Origin of the sequence: Sphingobacterium kitahiroshimense, from assembly GCF_025961315.1 — a bacterium.
GTDB classification, from domain to species: Bacteria; Bacteroidota; Bacteroidia; order Sphingobacteriales; family Sphingobacteriaceae; genus Sphingobacterium; species Sphingobacterium anhuiense.
In genome coordinates this window covers 415562-434948 of record NZ_JAOQNK010000001.1, presented here as the reverse complement: position 1 = coordinate 434948, position 19387 = coordinate 415562, and the positions used below count along the sequence as shown (strand labels likewise).

Sequence of the window (19387 nt, the reverse complement as noted above, 5' to 3'; positions counted from 1 at the left end):
ACGCTTGTAAAAAAATTAATAGACAATATGGAGAATTTATTCAGCGTCATACATTGGAATTTAGATCCTGAAATATTTAAAATTGGCACTTTTGGTCTTCGTTACTATGCTTTATGCTGGTTAGCGGCATTTGCGGTATCGTATATGATCATGCTTAAAATATTCAGAAATGAAAATAAGAGTCAAGAATTATTGGATCAATTGAGTATTTATATCTTTCTAGGAACTTTAATTGGCGCTAGATTAGGACATTGTCTATTTTATGAATTTGATTATTATAAAGATCACTTATGGGAAATGGTATTACCATTTAAATTTGTAAATGGTCAATTTCAAATGACTGGATTTGCAGGTTTAGCGAGTCATGGTGGCGCAATTGGTATATTGGTCGCATTATACTTATTCTGCAGAAAAACGAAAACAAACTTTCTTTGGCTCGCAGACCGCCTTGTAGTGGTTGTGCCAATTGCAGGAGCCTTCATCCGTTTGGGTAACTTTTTCAATTCGGAGATGATCGGCACACCTACAGACAAACCCTGGGCCATTGTTTTTGATCTTATAGATCAAGTGCCTCGTCACCCAGGACAACTTTATGAAGCTATTGCCTATATCATCATCTTCTTTATTATTGTTTACTTATTCAAAAATAAAAAGTTGCAAAAACCTGGTGCATTAATGGGACTCTTTTTTGTCTTACTTTTTTCTGCTCGACTTTACCTCGAAAGTTTCAAAATTGACCAGGAAGCATTTGAACAAGGAATGGCTTTGAATATGGGACAGCTCCTAAGTATTCCTTTTATATTAGGAGGACTCTATTTTATGTTTAGAAAGCCTAAAGTAGTAAAACGTTAATTAGAGGATCTTTAAGATTGATATAAAAAAGCTTAGCATATGATGTGCTAAGCTTTTTTTATGTGAAATAATTTAAAATTATTATTTGGTTTTTTTTGTATAATTCCCAAAAGGAAAACTACAAAATGGATTCCAATATACCCTCATCATTTTTTTATGACGATTTTACATTCATTTATTCGAAATATTTTCCATGATATTTTTCTTTTTTCTGTTGATAATCATATGGATGCTCCTTTGTAATGTGGTATCCTTCACAAAACTCACAGGAGTATACGTATCGTGGAGTTGAACTTTTCGCTCCAAAACCTTTATTGCGGTGCTTTCTGCGCACAGATTTTTCCAACCATTTGCTAATCCTCCATTTAAGCCAGTGAATAAAGAAAGTCGCTTCCGCTACACTGTTAAACCGTACCTTGCCGGTTGCTCGGCATTTTCGTCTCTCGACCACTTCATTAATTTCGATATTGTAAAACACCGTGTCTAAAAAATGTTTATAATTACTCATTATGTTTCCTCCTTTCAGTCATTGCGATCTTATTCTTTTTATCTTGTGGGCAGAAACTGAGCATTCCTCTTTCTTCGTACAAAAGCACACCTGCATCTTTGATAGCACTGTAAACCTCTTCTTTAGCACTCTGATAATGTACAGATGTTGTGATAAACTTATTCTTCGGAAGACAGTCCCATTGCTTGATTGTAAATCCTTCCCAACGGCTCATTTCTTCAACAAAAGCACGCAATGGAATATTTTCATAGGTGCGGACTTTACGGGTCCACATTTTTGCCATTTCAAAATTCATATCCGCCATACGGAATAGCGTGTCTTTAGGCACAATGGATTTATCCAACCAGTCGGCCATCAGGACCCCAAGATCGCGAGGACTATGCAGTCTCTTACTTTTCTTAAGACTATACGCGTATAGATCCAACTTTCCATTGTTGAGTACTGTCTTGGTCGATTCTTTTACCGATTTAATCACAAAGTCACTCGAAGTCGAAGTCACTTTACCTTTCACAGTACCGACAATAAATGTCTTCTCACTGGTTGAAACATAAGCCTCGCCTATCAGATCAATGTAAGCTATGTCCCTTTTCTGTATAGGGTAGCGAAGCCAGGTCTGTGCATTCATCCTGATACGCGTACCATCTTCAGTCTCCAGTACACATTGCTGTCTCGCCTCCGTATAGATCTCTAGATTTGCGATCGTTGGCGCTTCATGATTCCCTGCCCTTCTCTCAATTTTTAACACACCCTCTTTGGTCCTGCTGATCAATAAATCCCCTACCTGCTTGATTCTGCCGACATGATCAGGGTAAACTTTAATCCAGGTCGACTTACCGACAAGAAGCATACAGGAAGACTCCTCAGAAGGAATATCTCCATCATTAGCAAAGTGCAGACTGTTGTTTCCAGCTGGAAGAACATACGTAACCTCCTGCCTTAAAGCAAAATAAATTAGCGTAGCGAGTCCAAAAAATAAGAGGGCAGCCACGGCAACAGCCAAATAAATTTTTTCTTCCTTTTGTACTTTAACCACTTTTTCCTTTTCGGCTTTTAAGGCTTTTGCTTTTTCGATGATCGCATCAACATCCGGTTGCCAGTCCTGCAGAATACCTTTGGGCACTTGTCCGCCCAGTCCCCGCAACACCTCTATAACCATAAGCTCATATTCATCTTCAGAATACCGTATCTTCTCACGCTCCAACAACTTCTCTTCCTCCACAGTTAGCTGTTCCAATAACTGCTTTTTGATTAACTCTTTTATATTTATATCTGTGTGTCCCATTGTGTATAGTTCTAATGCATGAATAACTCAATTAACTATTCCGATCAACGCTTTAGTAGCTTCCGGATCTTCCTTTGTGCAGAACTCAGCAAGTTCCTGACCCGTTGAGCCTTGAGATTATGGACTTTTTCCAGCTCCTTATTATCCATTCCGTCCACTTTAGAAGCTATAAAAACCTCTTCTTCCCGTGGTGTAAGCTGTTTTACGTGCTGCAGCAGTTCATCGAGCGTCTCTTTATAGACCAGATCTGTATCGGCCTGTTCAGAACTGCGTAGGTTTTCATGATCTTCAATCGGTTCTTTTAGTCGTATTCTTTCGGACCGAAGCGTACTAAGTGCTGTATTTCGGGCAATGACCATTATCCATGCAAAAGGGTCTTCCAATTCCCCTATCTTTTTATGATCCGTCCATATCGCGATCAGGGTAAGTTGATAAACATCTTTTACCAATTCATCATCATTCTGGATGCAACGGCTTATCTGCTTCACCAGCTCAGGGCCATGCAGCCCAATGATAAGCCGGAGTCCCAGATCCGGATCATCAATTAATATTTTAAATGCTTCATTTTCCATGCCTTAGGTTTTATGTCCTTTTTTCAACGATCCTTAACTTAAAAAGTGAAATTATTTCACTGATAATCAATTAATTAAAAATTAAATGAAAATACAGGGGGTATAATTCCCATAGTTGGGATAGTTATATATAGAAGACAATAAATTTATAAACGGGTAAAACAAAGATAAGACACAAAAACCAAACAAACAAATATAAATATCTGATTAATAAATAGTTGCGACATATTGGCGACATGAAATTGAACTGCAGTAACTTAACGGGTTATTGGTAAAAAGGAAAAATATAGCAGACATGAAAAGGATAATAACACATATTGAAGCATTAGCTAAATCGAAGGCTGGCAATACAATCCTCAAAACCATACGGATTCTTTTGATTGGATTATGGGCATATACTATCGCAGTAAAGCTTGGCAATATGGCGTATAATATTGATAGCATGCATAAGCAGTTTTTTCCAGCTCCTATTGCGACTTTCTTAGCCTATTTCGTTCCGGTGCTGGCAATAATTTCCCTTGTTTTTTTAGTATTTAAGCTTAAAACTGGACTGTTATTATCAATAGCCTATCTTACTGCTATCATCCTTTTTATTACAGTAGTATTATCTGAAATTATAGCTAAAGAAACGTGTTCATGTGCAGGAATATTCAAGCAGTTAGATTATAAAGGTCACCTTATTTTTAGTCTGATCATGTGGACTTTAGCTGTAATTGCATTATATATTTATCAAAAAAATAAAGCGGGTATGCCGAAAACCGCTACCAGAGTAGGCTCATAACCAATAAACTATCATCATCATGATGAAAACAACATTTAATTTTTGGAGAGTAATGGCAGCAGCTGCTATTATGTTCTCCGCAGGAGTAGGTTACGCAGACGCAACAGCAATGCAAACTGCAACACACTACAATGTAGAACCAGATGCAAATAAACCGGCAGACTGGCAACCGATCACTCCGGGAAGCCCTGGAGAAAATGCATGCACCTCTAGCCCAAGGGAATGTAAAGCTATCGAAACAAGTCCGGGCCTATTTGATGTCGTCACATTTGGTAATCTTATGTAAATGCATCTATTAAAAAATGATCCCCAGCTTAAAAAACTGGGGATTATTTTTTATCTGTACTTACTTGCAATCTGCTACCACCAGCTTGTCATACCAGGCCACTTTTTTATTCACCTGTAAACCATAGGGAAACAAAGCAGTATTAACTTGTTCGAGCGAACCCAGTCTACCACAAAGTTTGAGATTAATTTTGTCAGAATAGTTTGTCCCATCAATAACAGGAATTTTTGAATTTCTAAATACTGACGATTCAAAAAAGATCATCAATGAAACCACATCCCTATCTACAAACACTTTACAATCATTATCTACAGCCGATTGATCAATTTCTTGGTTAACCTTGCCTTGTGTTTCCGGATTTTCATCTATAAATTCCAGCACCAGACAAGTATCCCTTGTTCTTACGAGGCTTGCTTCAAATTGTGGAAAAGCATCCTGAAGATCAAGAGCCATTTTTTTAAAAAGATCATGTCCTACCCCAACAACAACTTCATAACTGACACCATATTTCTCTAACCAATCTTCATATTCCATTCCGACCAGATTCGAACCTTTAAAATACGCATCATCAGAGGTAATGTCCACTGCTGCTTCATTAATAAATGTTCGTGAATTCCCATAGGCAACTCTATAAAAACGTTCTAAACTCATATTCACTCCCGTAAATCGTTTTTTATGGAGAGAAGAGTCCAGAGTCACATTACTGTACCCCCCTGACGGTCCTAATGCATCCACATACCCCATCACAAAAGAATAGCTATTTACATTTTTGAAATCCAGCTGCTCATCATTATGTAAAAATTGGAGTAAACTTTTTTTATAGCGATCCAATTGCATTACTGTTTTATCAGCCTTTTTACGAAGATTAATAGTCCCCTGATTTACCGCCGATTCTACTGCTTCTCTCGTTACCTTTTCCGTGATAGCAATTACTTTACCATTTTTAATCCATACGTAGTGTGGTATTAGATAATGAGGAAACAATTTATAGAGTAACGTATCTGCGTACAGCTTAGCGGTTTGATGCACATATAATCCCACTTGTCTACGCTTTTTAAAAAATTCTAAAACAGGAGATTTTGCTTCTTTGGTCACCGTAATCACTTTCAGCTTATCTATATACTGCATCGCAAGACTATCCATCATCGGCATTGCCTTTAGACAGGCACCACACCAGGTGGCCCAAAAATCAATGATCACAAGCCTATCGTTGCTCAGATTTCGCAGATTAACGGTGTGCTCCTTACTATCATATACATTGTTTAAAATAATGTGCGGAATTTCATCACCCACGTCAATATTAACCAACTTATTCTGTGCGTGAGATAAAAGGCTAATAAATAACAGTCCTAAAATTTTAATATATTTCATATCATTTACATCTTTAATTTCTCTCATTCTGTTTCAATCCGGAAATGAGCACTTCTTCCGCTGGGATTGCAAATACATATCTGTTACTATTTGCAGGCAATGCATAAGGTGCATTCATATAGGTTCTAGATAGATTGATTTTGGTCTCATCGTTCCTGTTCAATCTTTTTAAATCTGTCCATCGACTCCCTCTGCCAACCAATTCCTTCTGGCGCTCCCTCAGTATCCATTGCAATAACTGCTTCTTATCTGTCGGGGCATTACCCTGCATCGTTTTATTTTCAAACCGATTTTTCAATAATTTCTGCATGACCGCTACACTTTCATTTTGGCGATCAAGGCGAGCCAGACATTCTGCTTTTATAAGCAAAACTTCATCGTTTGCCATACCCGTAAAATGATATTGGGAATTGCCCGAATAAGTACCGGTATACAGTCTTTGAGCATTAAAAAACAGCTGTTTCCTACGGTCACCATCGATGTAACTTTTATACAATTGATTTTCAACCTCAACACCCGCTATCCCAACCAAAGGAACATTGCTACTTGTAAAAAATATTATTTCAGGATGAGTATTAAGATTGTATACCGAAAAAGGAGAAGCATCTGATAATTTTAGCAGATTGAAGTCAACTATAGAATCATCAATTGCCATACATTTTTCCGAAGCCAATAGCGCTTGTTCATAATTCTGCACATTGAGATGCAATCGCGCTTTTAAACTATAGACTCCTTGCACAGAAGGACGGGTCTTGATTGACGATTTTTCTGCCAATAAAGGCAACGCTTTTGTTAATTGGTCATTAATAAAACCATATCCTTCCAATAACGACTCCCGCTTTATGGACTTCGGATAAATACTATTCGTAACAAGTGGCACCCCGAGTTGACTTTCGACGGTGGGGTCATATCCTTCAGCAAAATCTTGCAAAAGCTGGTAATGAGCCCAAGCCCTATAAAAGAGTGCACTACCATATAAATTTTTCCATTGCTCTTCATTTCCCCCATAGTTCTTCATCCCATCCAGAGTTTCTAAGGCGATATTGGTATACATAATCTGCTGATATGGCAAATCCCAAGGGGTAATATTAAAATTTGTAGGATCAATATCTGACTTCCACATATACAGATTACGCTGTACTTCCGAAACTGACAACAGCTTATCGTCAGTATAATAAAAATCACCATCCGAAATCAACCGGAAGTAATCCGTACGGTTCATGATGTCAGCATTGTCCAATAATGCGGTAACATCTTGAAGTGTTTCCACCACAACTTGCTGTTTCTGTGGTTTGACATCCAAAAATTCATTTTTGCAGGCAACTGAAAGTAATATAAGGAACAAGCTGATCATATATTTAATTTTATGATTCTTTATCATAATGATTGTATTCTTAAAAAGTTAAAGGATTATATTAGCACCCACACTGAAAGTGCGAATAGGCAGAAAGTCAACATTTGCAAAATCTGGATCATACGATATTTTAGTTTTCTTCCACAACAATCCCAAATTATTGGCATAAACGTATAAACTCAATCGGCTTATACTTTTCAATTTCCAACTTCGAACTGGAAAATTATATTCAACACGAACATCTTGTAATCGGATATGATCAGCCTTTTGAATATGTAAAGCTGCATAGCTAAAATATGCATCTCTACCAGACACCATATTTACAGGTATTGAAGGTATATTAGTAATCAACTCATCTCCCTTTTTTTTCCATCGGGAGGAGTAATCTCCCTGTACAACCTCTCCCCTCAATAGATTATCAAAAGATAAAGTGTTACTCTTAAAATAATAGCCCCCTCTGTAGGAAATATTAGCCGAGAGAGACCAATTATTCCACTCTATATTATTGCGAAATGCACCAAACCATGTTGGACGGACGGGACCATGGTACGTTAAACTTTCGATACTTGCATTTTGCAATATGCTGGAGTAGTCCTTAGATAATTGTCCATTTAGATAACCCGTCGGGTCACCATCCTGCGGGTCCAACCCACCCCAAGGCAAACTGTACAGCGCCCATAGCGGACGACCCTCAACTGGATATGCAGAAGTACCATCCGATCCGCTCAGGATACGTGTTGCCGGTACAGCATTACCACGATAAGAAACAATCTTATCTTTGACGGTATTGAACAAAAGCTGATTGCTCCATTTCACTTTTTTATTGATCGGTACCGTGTTCAGTACCAGTTCAAAGCCTTTAGCATTAGTACGCGCGTAATTCCCTGTTTTTGTTTTTATACCCGCTGTACCCGGAGTTGGAATTGTACCGATCACATCGTCGCCGTCTTTATTGTAATACTCCGCAGAACCTGAAATTCGAGATCGGAATAATGAAAAATCGAGTCCTATATTTGAAGTGGTGATTTTCTCCCAGCGCAGATCCGGATTTCGCGGTGTCCTAATACTCGCATATGGCAGTTGCGTTAATCGATCTTGCGGATTGTAATATGCGGTTGTGTAAGCGGTCAATGTTTTATTGATATTCCCACTTCTGCCATAGGTTGCTCTAAGGTATAGTCTATCGATAGCTTTTATATTAAAAAAACTTTCATTGCTGATATTCCAGCCTAAGCCGACCGAATATAAAGGAACACGTTTTTGGTTGGCATCAACTCCAAATAAATTGCTCTCATCAAAACGCAGACTTCCGGAAAAGGTATACCGACGATCGTAGGCGTAAGAGAAATTGCTGAATACAGATCGAAAACGATCGATAGTACCCGTCTCGATATCCATAAACGGAATGACATTAAAAGTACTATAGGCATTGAGATAACTGGTGTAATAATCCTTATAGTTGACTGATTGACTTATTCCAATTCGTTCGTCATATCCATAAGATCTAGTTGTGTTTGCATCAGCACGTTGATCGCGAATTTCATAGCCCATAATACCATTAAACTCATGCAGGAATGCCACATTAAAGTTAAGATCAACTTGTAAACGCAAATTATGTGCTTGTGAGCGAAGGTAGTTCATATCTAAGATGCCTCCCATCGGAATGGGATAAGAGAGGCCATTGGTTGTAGAATTCCGCTGTGTAAACCGGTTGATCATATCACGTGTATAGTAGCTATCAACGTTATTAAGCTGCCTATTATTAATAATTCCATTCCAATATTGATATTGCGCATTAACATTTATTCCCTTTAATATTTGATAACGAACACCGGCATCCATTCGGAGATCATTGGCTTTACTGGTCTTATCATTATTATCCCGATCACGCAACGGATTGTAAGACCAGTCCAATAAACCATCGTCTGCTACAGATTGGAGATATCTCCAACGATAATCTTTGGTTACTTCCAGTGGCTTACCACTGTCGTCAGCAAGTCTGGCATACGGAAATATTTTTGAGGTAGGAATATTACGGTAGCCCATATAGTTTATCTCGGTGAGTCCATTGCTTTCATTACGCTGCGCTGTGAAAGAAGCCTGTCCTGAAAACACTAACTTCTTATTCAGAAAAGACCAGCTGTTTCCCACTATACCCGTTAGGCGGCTGGCAAGATTCCCTATTACTTCGGTCTGATTACGATCATAACCCACAGAAGCATGATAACGATTGGCGCCATTACTTCCCTGTGTACGAAAAGCATATTGTTGCTTAACAGGTGCCCGATATAAGTACTTTTCATAATCTGCCCGTATATCATATCCTTTCAATTTTTCAATCTCCGCTTCAAGAGCTGTTTTCTGAGCAGGATTGTCCCGTTGACGTATAAACAGCTCTACCGCTGGATTCAGAGGTGTTTTTGTAAGAGAGATCTCAAAATTCTTATAAAAACCCCTATCAAACAGCATCCGTTCTATTTCAATAAAATCAGCACTCGATATCATAGGTTGATAATGTAGACCCGGGGTTTGCCCTACAGTGACGTTGACATTGCCTTGCACCTGGTTTCCAGCTAGGCCACCTGCTTTTTTTGTCGTGATCACGATCACGCCGTTTCCGGCACGGGCACCCCATATCGAGGCTGCAGCAGCATCTTTCAATACGGTCATACTTTCAATATCATTAGGATTGATATTATTGATATCTCCTTCATATGGAAAATTGTCTACTATGATCAAAGGCGACGCATCAGAAAATATCGTATTTTGCCCCCTTATTCGCATTTGGGCAGCCCCACCTTTACCATTATTGAAGATTAAGCCTGGAGTGACGTCCGCCAGTCTTTCCAGCACATTGCTCCCCACCTTTCTATTAAAGAGTTTATTGTCTATCTGAACAAAGCTCCCGGTCGCTCTTTCTTTCGGTATTTTCTGATATCCCGTAGATACCACTTCTACTTCGTCAAGTTGATTTTCGAAAGCACTTAGTTGCACATGCAATGATGAATTTGCAGTATAATCCAGCTCTAGGGTTTTGTAGCCGACAGATGTGAACTTCACTTTGCCCGTACGCTGAGCGACAGCGATACTGAAAGAGCCATCTTTCTTGGTCGATGTCTTCACATTATCCGCTTCAACACGAACGGATACAGCCTGTAAAGGCTTCTTATCTACAGTCGAAATAACCGTACCCTGCAACACATTATTTTGCTTCCCTTGACTTTGGGCGGATACCGATCCGAACGTTATCAACAACACGAAGATCAATGCCACAGAAAACCTTGATTTTAGCAATCGATTCACAAAACGTTCATTCACAACATCTCTTATACTCTCTTGTACTTGATTTGAAAAGCATTTTAAGCGATTAGATAGATTATTAATGCATAACCACTCAGATGCCTGGCAAAAGAAATTGGATCGCTTAAATCCCCTTATTTTGGATAATGCGCTTTCGGTGTAGGGATTAAGTATGGATGAAGCATAGATAAAGCGTTGATAGTGCGTTAGTAGTGCGTAAACGGGTACCGTTTTACGCACTATCCATGCATTACCAGTACTTAACATACGCATTACGGACGCTTGGGCAACACATGGAAAACTAAATCCAAATACTTGCCTAGCATAAGCCAGTTCAAGCACTGCTAACCTATTAACCTCACTAGCTCTTTGGTAGCTCTCCAGTACATTCCCAGTACCTTTTAGGTACCTTGTCAGTAGGGCATTCGTGAATAAACCGTACACTAACCGTACATCAAGAACGATTTTAGCAAGTACATTCTTCATGAAAATCATAAAAAAAGCAAAGCCATCGCTTCGGATCTTGTTGGAACTTTCTTTTAACCTTCTTTTACCCTTGTAGTACGTTTCCCCGTAACTGCACCACACTTGCACCATAGTTGCACCGTCCTTTTCCTGGTGCAGGGACGAGAGAGGTACGGTGCACATACGGTGCAACGACGACTGGAGGTAAAACAAGGTCCGAAGCGGGTCAAAAGGAGGTATATAGCGGGTACCTGCCATAAAATGCCTCAATTTGATTTTTGCCACATCCAGTAAACTTTTACTAACTTTCTTTTCCCTGTCTTTACCCCTTTTTCTACTTCCACTCAGGTTTTGCTCGACTATCCTTCGACTTTTCATGCACTGTAGCCGATGAAATCCCGATGCAGACTCGAAGCCCAGCCGAAGAAACTTAGAATTTGGTGTTAATTTGGTCAGGAAAAAATCAGGATTTATTAACCTTCTCATTTTTCTAGTTTTTCTTTGCTTACCTTCTGCTATTTTTGTGGTATTTCCTTGCTTGTTTATTACCAATTCATTGCCGTTTGTCTGGCATTTCATTACCGATTGTTTACCGTTGAGAGGCTTATTGTGGCGCATTTCCGGCTCTCTTGGTGCAGATTGGTTTGTATTTCGTTTACTTGTTCTATGCTGATTCTTTGTTTTTTCTCTGGTGAATTGAAAAACAACAGTCGAAGAACTGCCATATGATTTCCGAATCAGTCCAGAACCAGTCCCAGCATTATCGCGAAGGTTTTTCAAGCCTTCACGGAAGCCATAATGACTCACAAAAACAGCATTAGTTGCATGTGCAATATTATTTTCAAGCGCTTTGTTAGTAATAGAGTATTCGGGTAATACCTCGTGTTTACTGCACTTGTTTTTTATCCTATAAATGGATTGAATAATACCCTTCAAGTAGGCATATACTCTCCCATCCTTATAAAAATTGTTCATTTCTAAGGTTTATAATTTTGGCATTTACCTGAGTACAGTAGATATCCAGAACAGCTTCCAAATGAAACTAATCAGGAGCTCGTAAGATTGCGCCTAGGCTATAAATAAATGATGGAATCGAAAAGCGTTAAATGGTCATCATAAAGGTAATATATTGGTCTACGGTACGCTTTCATCGATTAAGTCATCGTAATGACTTATAATCGTATAAGATTATGGGGGGATTAATTTTCTTAAATGGCTTTGTTGTATTATCATAACTCGTTATTGGTAACGAGTCTACTTTCGGCTAGATGCTATTTAACTATAGCTGGGCTCTACAACCGCGCTATAAGGATTCGACGCCTGCAAATACGGTATACAGTAGAGGCCCATATGCTATAGTATGCCCCGAAGGTACATAAAATATCAATATGGGCATTAATACTACTGCCTCGATTTGCTTTAATTGTCGAATTTTATAGCCGAGACTCTTTTATTAATGCCTAAACAAACACAATAATACTTATCCTTTTCTCAATATTTATAAAAGATAAATAGTATAATCAGCAGCATTCATTTTGTAACTCACAGGAACATTTTGTATATTTACAATAATTATATTATACCAAATTATGATTACTGAAAGCAATGACAACGAGATTTTTACTACCATAGGTAAAAACCTACATACAGTTCGACACTCTTTTAAATTAACACTTGAAGCAGTTGCATCTGAAATAGATATTACCTATCCAGTTCTAAGTAAAATTGAGAATGGTCGATACCTGGGGCTTAGTATTGTATTATTGAAGAAGTTATGCAATTATTATAAAATTACGATAGCTCAAGTTCTAGATATAGAAGGGCATCAAATTTTTAATTATTCACAATATATAAATCAACCTGCAGGTAATCATTCTATGACGAATAACATAGCAGATGGATATGAACTAGCTATTCAGTCACTTAAAGAACAAATCGAGTATTTAAAAAAACAAAATCAAGATTTGCTAAATAAATTATTAAACACAAAATAGTAAATTTGACATAAAACAGTAGAGATGATAAATAATAACATTGATATAATAGCTCTTATCAGAATAGCTGGTAGAAATATTGAAGCCCTTCGTAACATCAAAAAGAAATCTGTCGAATCTTTAGCACAAGAACTGGGACTAACCAAGGAAGAATTAATTGGAATTGAAGAAGGTATTGTTGAGGATTTATCGCTTAAAAAATTATCAGAGATAGCTAATTATTTTAATTGCACTTTACAACAGTTATTAGATCTTCAAATAGTCCAAATACTTAATCATAGTCAATATATTGCTGGTGGTGACCGAGAAGTGAAATATACGCAGGAATTAAAAGGTGGTTATGATGAGTACATCAAACATCTCAAAGAAGAGATTCATGAGTTAAAGAAAACAAAATCATAAAGGTAGAGATGAATATTCGGTATTAAAGTTATATTTCAGAAGAAGACTGTATCGCCATAGAGAATTGTCAATTAAAAATCAATTATACTTAAGCAAGTATTTTAGGCGATTTATGAAAAATTGATCAAACGTTATTAGTTCAAACATCTGGATCAATAAATTATAATCTAGGAACTTACAGTAGAACCATCTATGCCGACAAATACTTTGAAGGCGAAGAAAAAGAAAGATAGTATTATATTTAATAATCTAAAATGCCGTTAATTACTAAAGATTAAACAATAAGTTGTTGATCTTGTAAGGATCAAATATATCATGTTTTTGAGGAGCTAATTTTAGAAGAAAACAAAAACAAAATTTGATAACGCAAAATCTTCAAATTTCTGAATCATTCTGCTTGGTGATTTATATTTAAAAAATGGTTTATAATAAGATCTGAATTATTTAATTCCAAGAAAAAAGGGATTTTGCAAAATGCAAAATCCCTTTTTTAAAAATTAATTTTATAGTTTAATTAAATTTAAATTTAATTCCAAATTGCATATAGTATGTTGATGTAATTGTTTCGTTTACTCGTGTTGTAGCTCTAATTACATCTCCATTTGCTCCATTCAATCTAAATGTTGGATTAACATTTCCTTGAACATCTAATCCAGAAGTTGAACTTGTACCTGACATATTCGTAGGAATCAACAATAGATTATTACTTGTCTTAAATACGCCCCAATCCGAGTTAAACAAATTTCCTATATTAAAGACATCCCAGAAAAACTCCAAAGAATTTTTACCTCCAGCTATTCCACTAAATAGTTCTTGCGAAATTCTTAAATCAAATTGATGTCTCCAAGGCATAGTACCACCATTCCTTTCAGCATATTGGCCTTTTCTACTTTTTAGGTAATCATCACCATCAACCATAGCAAAAAATATATCTGACTGCTCTTTTGCGGTATACGCTTTTCCTCCGTAAATTGATCCCGGTGATGCAGCAATATCTACAAAATGGATTTCAGATGCATCTTTAGGAACATAAATGAGATCATTGTTCTGTCCATCACGATTAAAATCAGCAGAGTAAGCATAAGAAACCCGTCCTGTTGAAGAGCCTGAATAAAATACAGTAATAGCAGTATTTAAATTTTTAATCCATTTATTTGTATAAGAAGCTGAACCAACTAGTCGATCAGGTAGCACATTATCAGTATATCCCAAGGTTGGAATATTTGAATTTCCGATGGACTGATAGGGTAAAGACCATAGATTAGCTATTTGACTTCCGGAACCATCTCCGTAGTTTTTAGCACCACTTCTTGTATATGCCAGAGAAGCGGAAAATCCATCTTCAAAAGTTTTAGCCAACTGAGCAGTAATAGACCAATAATGACCTCCCTTTTGGTTTGACATTTGAATAGCAGAAAATGCGCCTTTACCAGTTGAAGATGCCTGCCCTTTATCTAATTTATTGATGTATTTATCTATGTTTGCATCGCCATATATAAAGCGGTGATCTGCATATCCGGCAATATTCATTTCCTTAGGATCTGCCAAGTTCACGTTTCGAGCAACAACAGCATTAATATCTTTATTGTAAATACCCTCTAAAGTTCCGACCAAACCAAAAGGTAATTTATAATCCACAGCTAAACTCGATTTCCAAGTAGACGGGAATTTTAAATTTGGATCCATAACTGAAATATTCGATGATGAAATGGAAGTAGTCGGGTCAGCAATTGTTGAAGGATAGTTCGCTTTAATATCAGGACTAAAATCAGGCACATCATTTCCTGATTTTGTTACAGAGGCTTGTAGCATCCCTGAGTCACCTGACTGCGATACGATCCATACAAATGGAATACGACCTGTAAAAACACCTGTTCCCCCGCGTAGCATCAATGAGCGATCACCAAGCATATCATAATTAAAACCAAATCTTGGCGAAATCATAACTTTTGTCTTTGGTAAAACACCTGTATTTACTTTTAATCCATCAGCAAAGGTTAAAGCAGAAATTAGAGGGTGCTCTTTAACTTGACTCACATCTGGATACCCTGGAAGTTCAAAACGTAAGCCTCCAGTTAGTTTCAATTTGTCGTTAACTGTGAACTGATCCTGAACATATAACGACCATTGATTAAATTTAAAACCTGGAAAAGCTTGAGAACCATCTGATGTTAGTGGATATGTCAATGCATAATTTGACGCCTTAACTCCATTTTTGAAATCATCCCATGAGTTAAATAAATAATATCCCGCACCAAAACGTTGAAATCCATTTTTAACATCACTTGATTCAAATTGCAAACCAGCTGTAAAATCATGATTGTTTAAACTATAATTTAAATCATAATTCGCCGTCCAAGTTTTTACCGATCGTAAATTGCCATATGAAAACGGTTCGTATCCAAAGGTGGTGATTACATTATCTCCTTGTTTAATATCTACTAAAGGAAATAACCCTCCATTTACAGAACGTGGTTCATCTTGGTTTACATAAGAAATTCTTGCTGAACTATTTACATTACCAAGTTTACCTGTATATTCAAGGGTGGCAGAATATAAATTTGTTTCTTGAAAATAGTTTGAATTAGAAAAATGCAAAGCATTACTTCCGGTGCGGCTTATTCCTGATACACCTGACCCAGTGTAAGAATTACTGATTGTAGCAGGAGTCTTAGCTTTTACCTGATTATATCTGAAATTTATCTTATGATTGTCAGCTATATTCCAGTCAAGACGAGCAAAAATTTTGTCATTGTTACTTTTATTAGAATACCCTTGATATGGTCCCGTATCATAACCATACTTATCCTTAAGATAAGATGATACTTCATTCATAAAAGTTTCGGTCGGTCTAGCCACATATGAGGGAGTGCCCGGCGCTCCAAATTGATTTGATGGTGACGATGCAATTTTAACTGGTCCTGGTTCCTCAGTCTTATTTTGTTCTAAGTTTACAAAGAAGAACAATTTATCTTTAATAATTGGTCCTCCTAAACTTACACCATATTGTTTTACCGAAAGTTGATTTACAGGAGTTAATACATCACCAATTCGAGTACCTTGTTGTTTGTCAGAACGACCAGTGTAAAAAGCTGATCCAAAGAACTCATTTCTACCTGATCTAGTAACTGCATTTATTGCTGCTCCAGTAAATCCAGATTGTCTGACATCATATGGAGTAACATTAACTGAAATCTGTTCAATAGCATCAATAGAGATTGGGGAGCCATCAGCAGGCACATTACTTCCTATCCCAAATTGATTATTAAAATTAGCCCCATCTAATGTAAAGTTATTTGATCTAAAATTACCACCGCCAATTGATGTTCCGTTTGCCTGAGGTGTTAATCGTGTAAGATCATTAACACTTCGTGTAATAGAAGGTAATGTTTCAATTTGTCGTCTCCCTACGATTGTCGAAGCACCATTCTTTTCACTCTTGAGTGTGTTTCTACCGGTGATCACAACCTCATCTAAATTAGTTGCAGATGATCCAAACACTGGATTAAGAACGAAGGCTTCACCTAATTGTAGATAAATGTTTTCATACGTAATTGGGTCTTGGCCAACATATGTAACGATTACAGTGTACGGACCACCCACACGCATATTCGCTAAATTAAAACGACCAGCAGCATTCGCCGCGCTCGAATAAACCGTGCCGGATGGCACATGTGTTGCTTTGATAGTGGCTCCTGATGTAACTTGGCCGGAGGATTCTTTCACAATTCCAGTCACACTACTCGTAGTAACTTGAGCATGAATGGTACCATAACTTGCTAATACAAGCGCAAAAAAGAGTAAAGGTCTTTTCATAAAGAAAATTTTTGTTATAAATATGCCTCAAAAGTATAAAGAGAATTTAACATTGAAAGCACTTAACAAAAACTTAACCTACTCATAACAAGAGTCTTCAATTGGATGCATTTTTATTTAAATAAGTAATAATTGATAAATTGAGAATTTTAACAAAAATTAACATTCGTTTTTATAATTATTATAATTGATGCATTCAATAATTGCAAAATAGACAATGCAATCGATTGTCATAATGGATCATTTTGGAGCAAAATAATTTTGAAAGTTTACCTGTTTTGTAATATTAATCTCTAAATAAAACAAAAAAACAAGTTAGGTGTTTAGGATCCCTTCCTCGTATGCTTGAACAGCCATTCGTAAATTTCATCTTGATGGAAAAGGCGTTCCACGCTCCCATGTGTACCACCTGGAATTATAGTCAACGTTACATCAGCTTCAGGATCTGCTTTCTTAATTGCATTGACTATTTTTTTTGATTCTGACAAGGGTACAGCACGGTCACGATTTCCATGTTGTACCCAAAGTGGCACCTGACTTAGGTTGTCGGCATACTTAACACTTCCACCTCCACATATAGCTACTGCCGCTGCGATACGATCTGGATATTTACCTGCTACATCCATTGTGCCGTATCCGCCCATACTCATTCCGCAGATATATACCCGATCCGGGTCGGCGTTATAATGTTCGATAGCATAATCCACAATCTCAATAACTTTATCAGGATCCCATCCGCCTCTTGACTGTGGGGCGATTACAATACCAGAAACCTCCTGACCTTTATTCATCGCATAAAGTACGCCATATCGTTTAACACGATCAAGATTTGTACCCGACAGACTCCTTCCGTGGAGAAATATCAAAACGGGCTGTTTATCGCCTGGCAGGTTATCGATCTGTTCTTCTTCTGGTAAATTCAATAAAAAGGGATAGGTCGTCTCCCCTTTAATCGCCTTTAGTTGAGCATATACTTCATTATTCCAGATGCTACAGATTAGCATGAAAATAATACCTAAAAGCCAAAAATTACGTTTATGAGAATTGTTTATCGTATGCATAAGAAACAAAAATACATTTTATTCTGAATCAGCAAAATAGATATTAATATTAATTAACTTCTTTTTTATAGAAAATTCGAGGTAATTTTAAGTTTTCACAAGTAAAACATGTCGCTAAAAATTTTACATACAGCCGATTGGCATTTAGGTAAACGATTGGATTATTTTTCCAGATTTGATGAACAAAAAGAAGTACTGGATGAAATTGTTCAGATAGCAGATCAAGAACAAGTTGATCTTGTTATTGTCGCTGGAGATCTGTTCGATGCGTTCAATCCACCTGTCGAAGCTATTGAACTCCTTTATAAAACACTTAAACGCTTAACGAAAAATGGTTCCAGACCTGTCATTGCCATTGCCGGAAATCACGATTCACCGGATCGTGTAGATGCTCCTGATAGCCTTGCGAGAGATTGCGGAATTATTTTCGCGGGTAAACCCAACATGAAATTTAATCCTTATCAGGTTGAGGGCGGATTTGAAATCACTAAAGGAGATATCGGTTTTCTTGAAATTAAGCTTCTAGGTCATGATTTCCCAATTCGTCTCCTTATAACTGCCTTTGCTAACGAACATCGACTCAAAGAATATCTTGGTGAAGATGAACAGATCGGGCTCAATGAAGTTTTAAGTAAAAAATGGAGTTCGCTGGCCGATTTATACTGCGATGATCGAGGCGCTAATATTTTGGTTTCACATTTATACATGAATAAAAAGGGAGGTCCTATATTAGTGGAGCCAGACGGCGAAAAACCTTTGCGTATTGGTTTTGCAGATACTGTTTATACGGAATGTATTCCTCCTCAAATTCAATATACAGCTTTAGGTCACCTGCATCGCTACCAAGAAGTGGGGGGACATCGTGCACCAGTTATCTATTCGAGTAGTCCACTTTGCTATTCTTTTTCCGAAGCAGGGCAAGATAAAAAAGTGGTGATTGTAACGCTGGAGCCACACAAAGAGGCGGTCTATAAAGCGATCAACATCCTATCTGGAAAAAAATTAATACGAAAAAAATTCCATTCTGTCACAGATGCTATTGATTGGCTTACAGTGAATCAAGATTGTTTAGTTGAACTAACACTTGTTTCAGAAACATCTTTAACGCAAGGTGAAAAGAAACGTATTGAAGATAGCCACCCGGGCATTATCTATATCATTCCTGAAGTAAACAGTAGTGCTACCTATCAAAGCGAACCCATATCCAGAAGAAGTAAAAGTATTAACGAAAATTTCTCTGATTACTTCCGATATCGAAATAATGACCAATCTCCATCGGAGGAATTGATAGCGCTATTTAACGAAGTACTGGGTACTCAAACTGAAAAGGAGAATTAACGATT

14 protein-coding genes are annotated in these 19387 nt (G+C 37.3%); 6 read left to right on the top strand and 8 right to left on the bottom strand.

Annotation, left to right across the window (positions count from 1 at the left end):
- Positions 1 to 27: 27 nt before the first annotated feature.
- Entirely contained in the window at positions 28 to 852 is an 825-nt protein-coding gene (gene lgt / locus M2265_RS01855; RefSeq protein WP_132768249.1) for a prolipoprotein diacylglyceryl transferase, read from the top strand.
- A 175-nt stretch (positions 853 to 1027) separates the two neighbouring features.
- Here the strand turns inward: lgt and M2265_RS01850 are convergent, their stop codons facing one another.
- Genes M2265_RS01850 through M2265_RS01840 form a run of 3 tightly spaced genes read right to left on the bottom strand, consistent with a single transcriptional unit; the run spans position 1028 to position 3214 of the window.
- Positions 1028 to 1360: a hypothetical protein gene (locus M2265_RS01850; protein ID WP_132768251.1), complete on the bottom strand. Its 333-nt coding sequence runs from the start codon at positions 1358 to 1360 to the stop codon at positions 1028 to 1030.
- Positions 1353 to 2642 carry a FecR domain-containing protein gene (locus M2265_RS01845; protein ID WP_132768253.1) on the bottom strand — a complete coding sequence of 430 codons (1290 nt, stop codon included), beginning with the start codon at positions 2640 to 2642 and terminating at the stop codon, positions 1353 to 1355. Before M2265_RS01845 ends, M2265_RS01850 begins: the two co-directional genes overlap by 8 nt.
- Positions 2643 to 2686: 44 nt before the next feature.
- Positions 2687 to 3214: an RNA polymerase sigma factor gene (locus tag M2265_RS01840; protein WP_132768255.1), complete on the bottom strand. Its 528-nt coding sequence runs from the start codon at positions 3212 to 3214 to the stop codon at positions 2687 to 2689.
- A 295-nt stretch (positions 3215 to 3509) separates the two neighbouring features.
- Between M2265_RS01840 and M2265_RS01835 the strand changes: the two genes are divergently transcribed.
- Both M2265_RS01835 and M2265_RS01830 read left to right on the top strand, forming a co-directional pair.
- Positions 3510 to 3995 carry a MauE/DoxX family redox-associated membrane protein gene (locus M2265_RS01835; RefSeq protein ID WP_132768257.1) on the top strand — a complete coding sequence of 162 codons (486 nt, stop codon included), beginning with the start codon at positions 3510 to 3512 and terminating at the stop codon, positions 3993 to 3995.
- A 19-nt stretch (positions 3996 to 4014) separates the two neighbouring features.
- Positions 4015 to 4281, top strand: a complete 267-nt coding sequence (locus tag M2265_RS01830) for a hypothetical protein (RefSeq protein ID WP_132768258.1) — start codon at positions 4015 to 4017, stop codon at positions 4279 to 4281.
- A 60-nt stretch (positions 4282 to 4341) separates the two neighbouring features.
- Here the strand turns inward: M2265_RS01830 and M2265_RS01825 are convergent, their stop codons facing one another.
- Genes M2265_RS01825 through M2265_RS01815 form a run of 3 tightly spaced genes read right to left on the bottom strand, consistent with a single transcriptional unit; the run spans position 4342 to position 11746 of the window.
- Positions 4342 to 5652, bottom strand: a complete 1311-nt coding sequence (locus M2265_RS01825) for a TlpA family protein disulfide reductase (protein WP_165905835.1) — start codon at positions 5650 to 5652, stop codon at positions 4342 to 4344.
- 13 nt (positions 5653 to 5665) lie between these two features.
- Positions 5666 to 7033: a RagB/SusD family nutrient uptake outer membrane protein gene (locus M2265_RS01820; RefSeq protein WP_132768262.1), complete on the bottom strand. Its 1368-nt coding sequence runs from the start codon at positions 7031 to 7033 to the stop codon at positions 5666 to 5668.
- 21 nt (positions 7034 to 7054) lie between these two features.
- Positions 7055 to 11746 carry a SusC/RagA family TonB-linked outer membrane protein gene (locus tag M2265_RS01815; protein ID WP_132768264.1) on the bottom strand — a complete coding sequence of 1564 codons (4692 nt, stop codon included), beginning with the start codon at positions 11744 to 11746 and terminating at the stop codon, positions 7055 to 7057.
- Between the two features lie 614 nt (positions 11747 to 12360).
- Here M2265_RS01815 and M2265_RS01810 point away from each other — a divergent pair.
- Positions 12361 to 12765, top strand: coding sequence for a helix-turn-helix domain-containing protein (locus tag M2265_RS01810; RefSeq protein WP_132768266.1), 405 nt, complete (start codon positions 12361 to 12363; stop codon positions 12763 to 12765).
- 24 nt (positions 12766 to 12789) lie between these two features.
- A complete protein-coding gene (locus M2265_RS01805) occupies positions 12790 to 13167 on the top strand; it encodes a helix-turn-helix domain-containing protein (protein WP_132768268.1) in 378 nt (125 codons plus the stop codon).
- Between the two features lie 510 nt (positions 13168 to 13677).
- Here M2265_RS01805 and M2265_RS01800 read toward each other — a convergent pair.
- Positions 13678 to 16983, bottom strand: coding sequence for a carboxypeptidase regulatory-like domain-containing protein (locus M2265_RS01800; protein ID WP_132768270.1), 3306 nt, complete (start codon positions 16981 to 16983; stop codon positions 13678 to 13680).
- A gap of 323 nt (positions 16984 to 17306) precedes the next feature.
- Positions 17307 to 17987: a prolyl oligopeptidase family serine peptidase gene (locus M2265_RS01795; RefSeq protein WP_132768272.1), complete on the bottom strand. Its 681-nt coding sequence runs from the start codon at positions 17985 to 17987 to the stop codon at positions 17307 to 17309.
- 165 nt (positions 17988 to 18152) lie between these two features.
- On the opposite strand from M2265_RS01795, the gene M2265_RS01790 reads away from it, so the two are divergent.
- Positions 18153 to 19382, top strand: coding sequence for a metallophosphoesterase family protein (locus M2265_RS01790; protein WP_132768274.1), 1230 nt, complete (start codon positions 18153 to 18155; stop codon positions 19380 to 19382).
- Positions 19383 to 19387 lie beyond the last annotated feature (5 nt).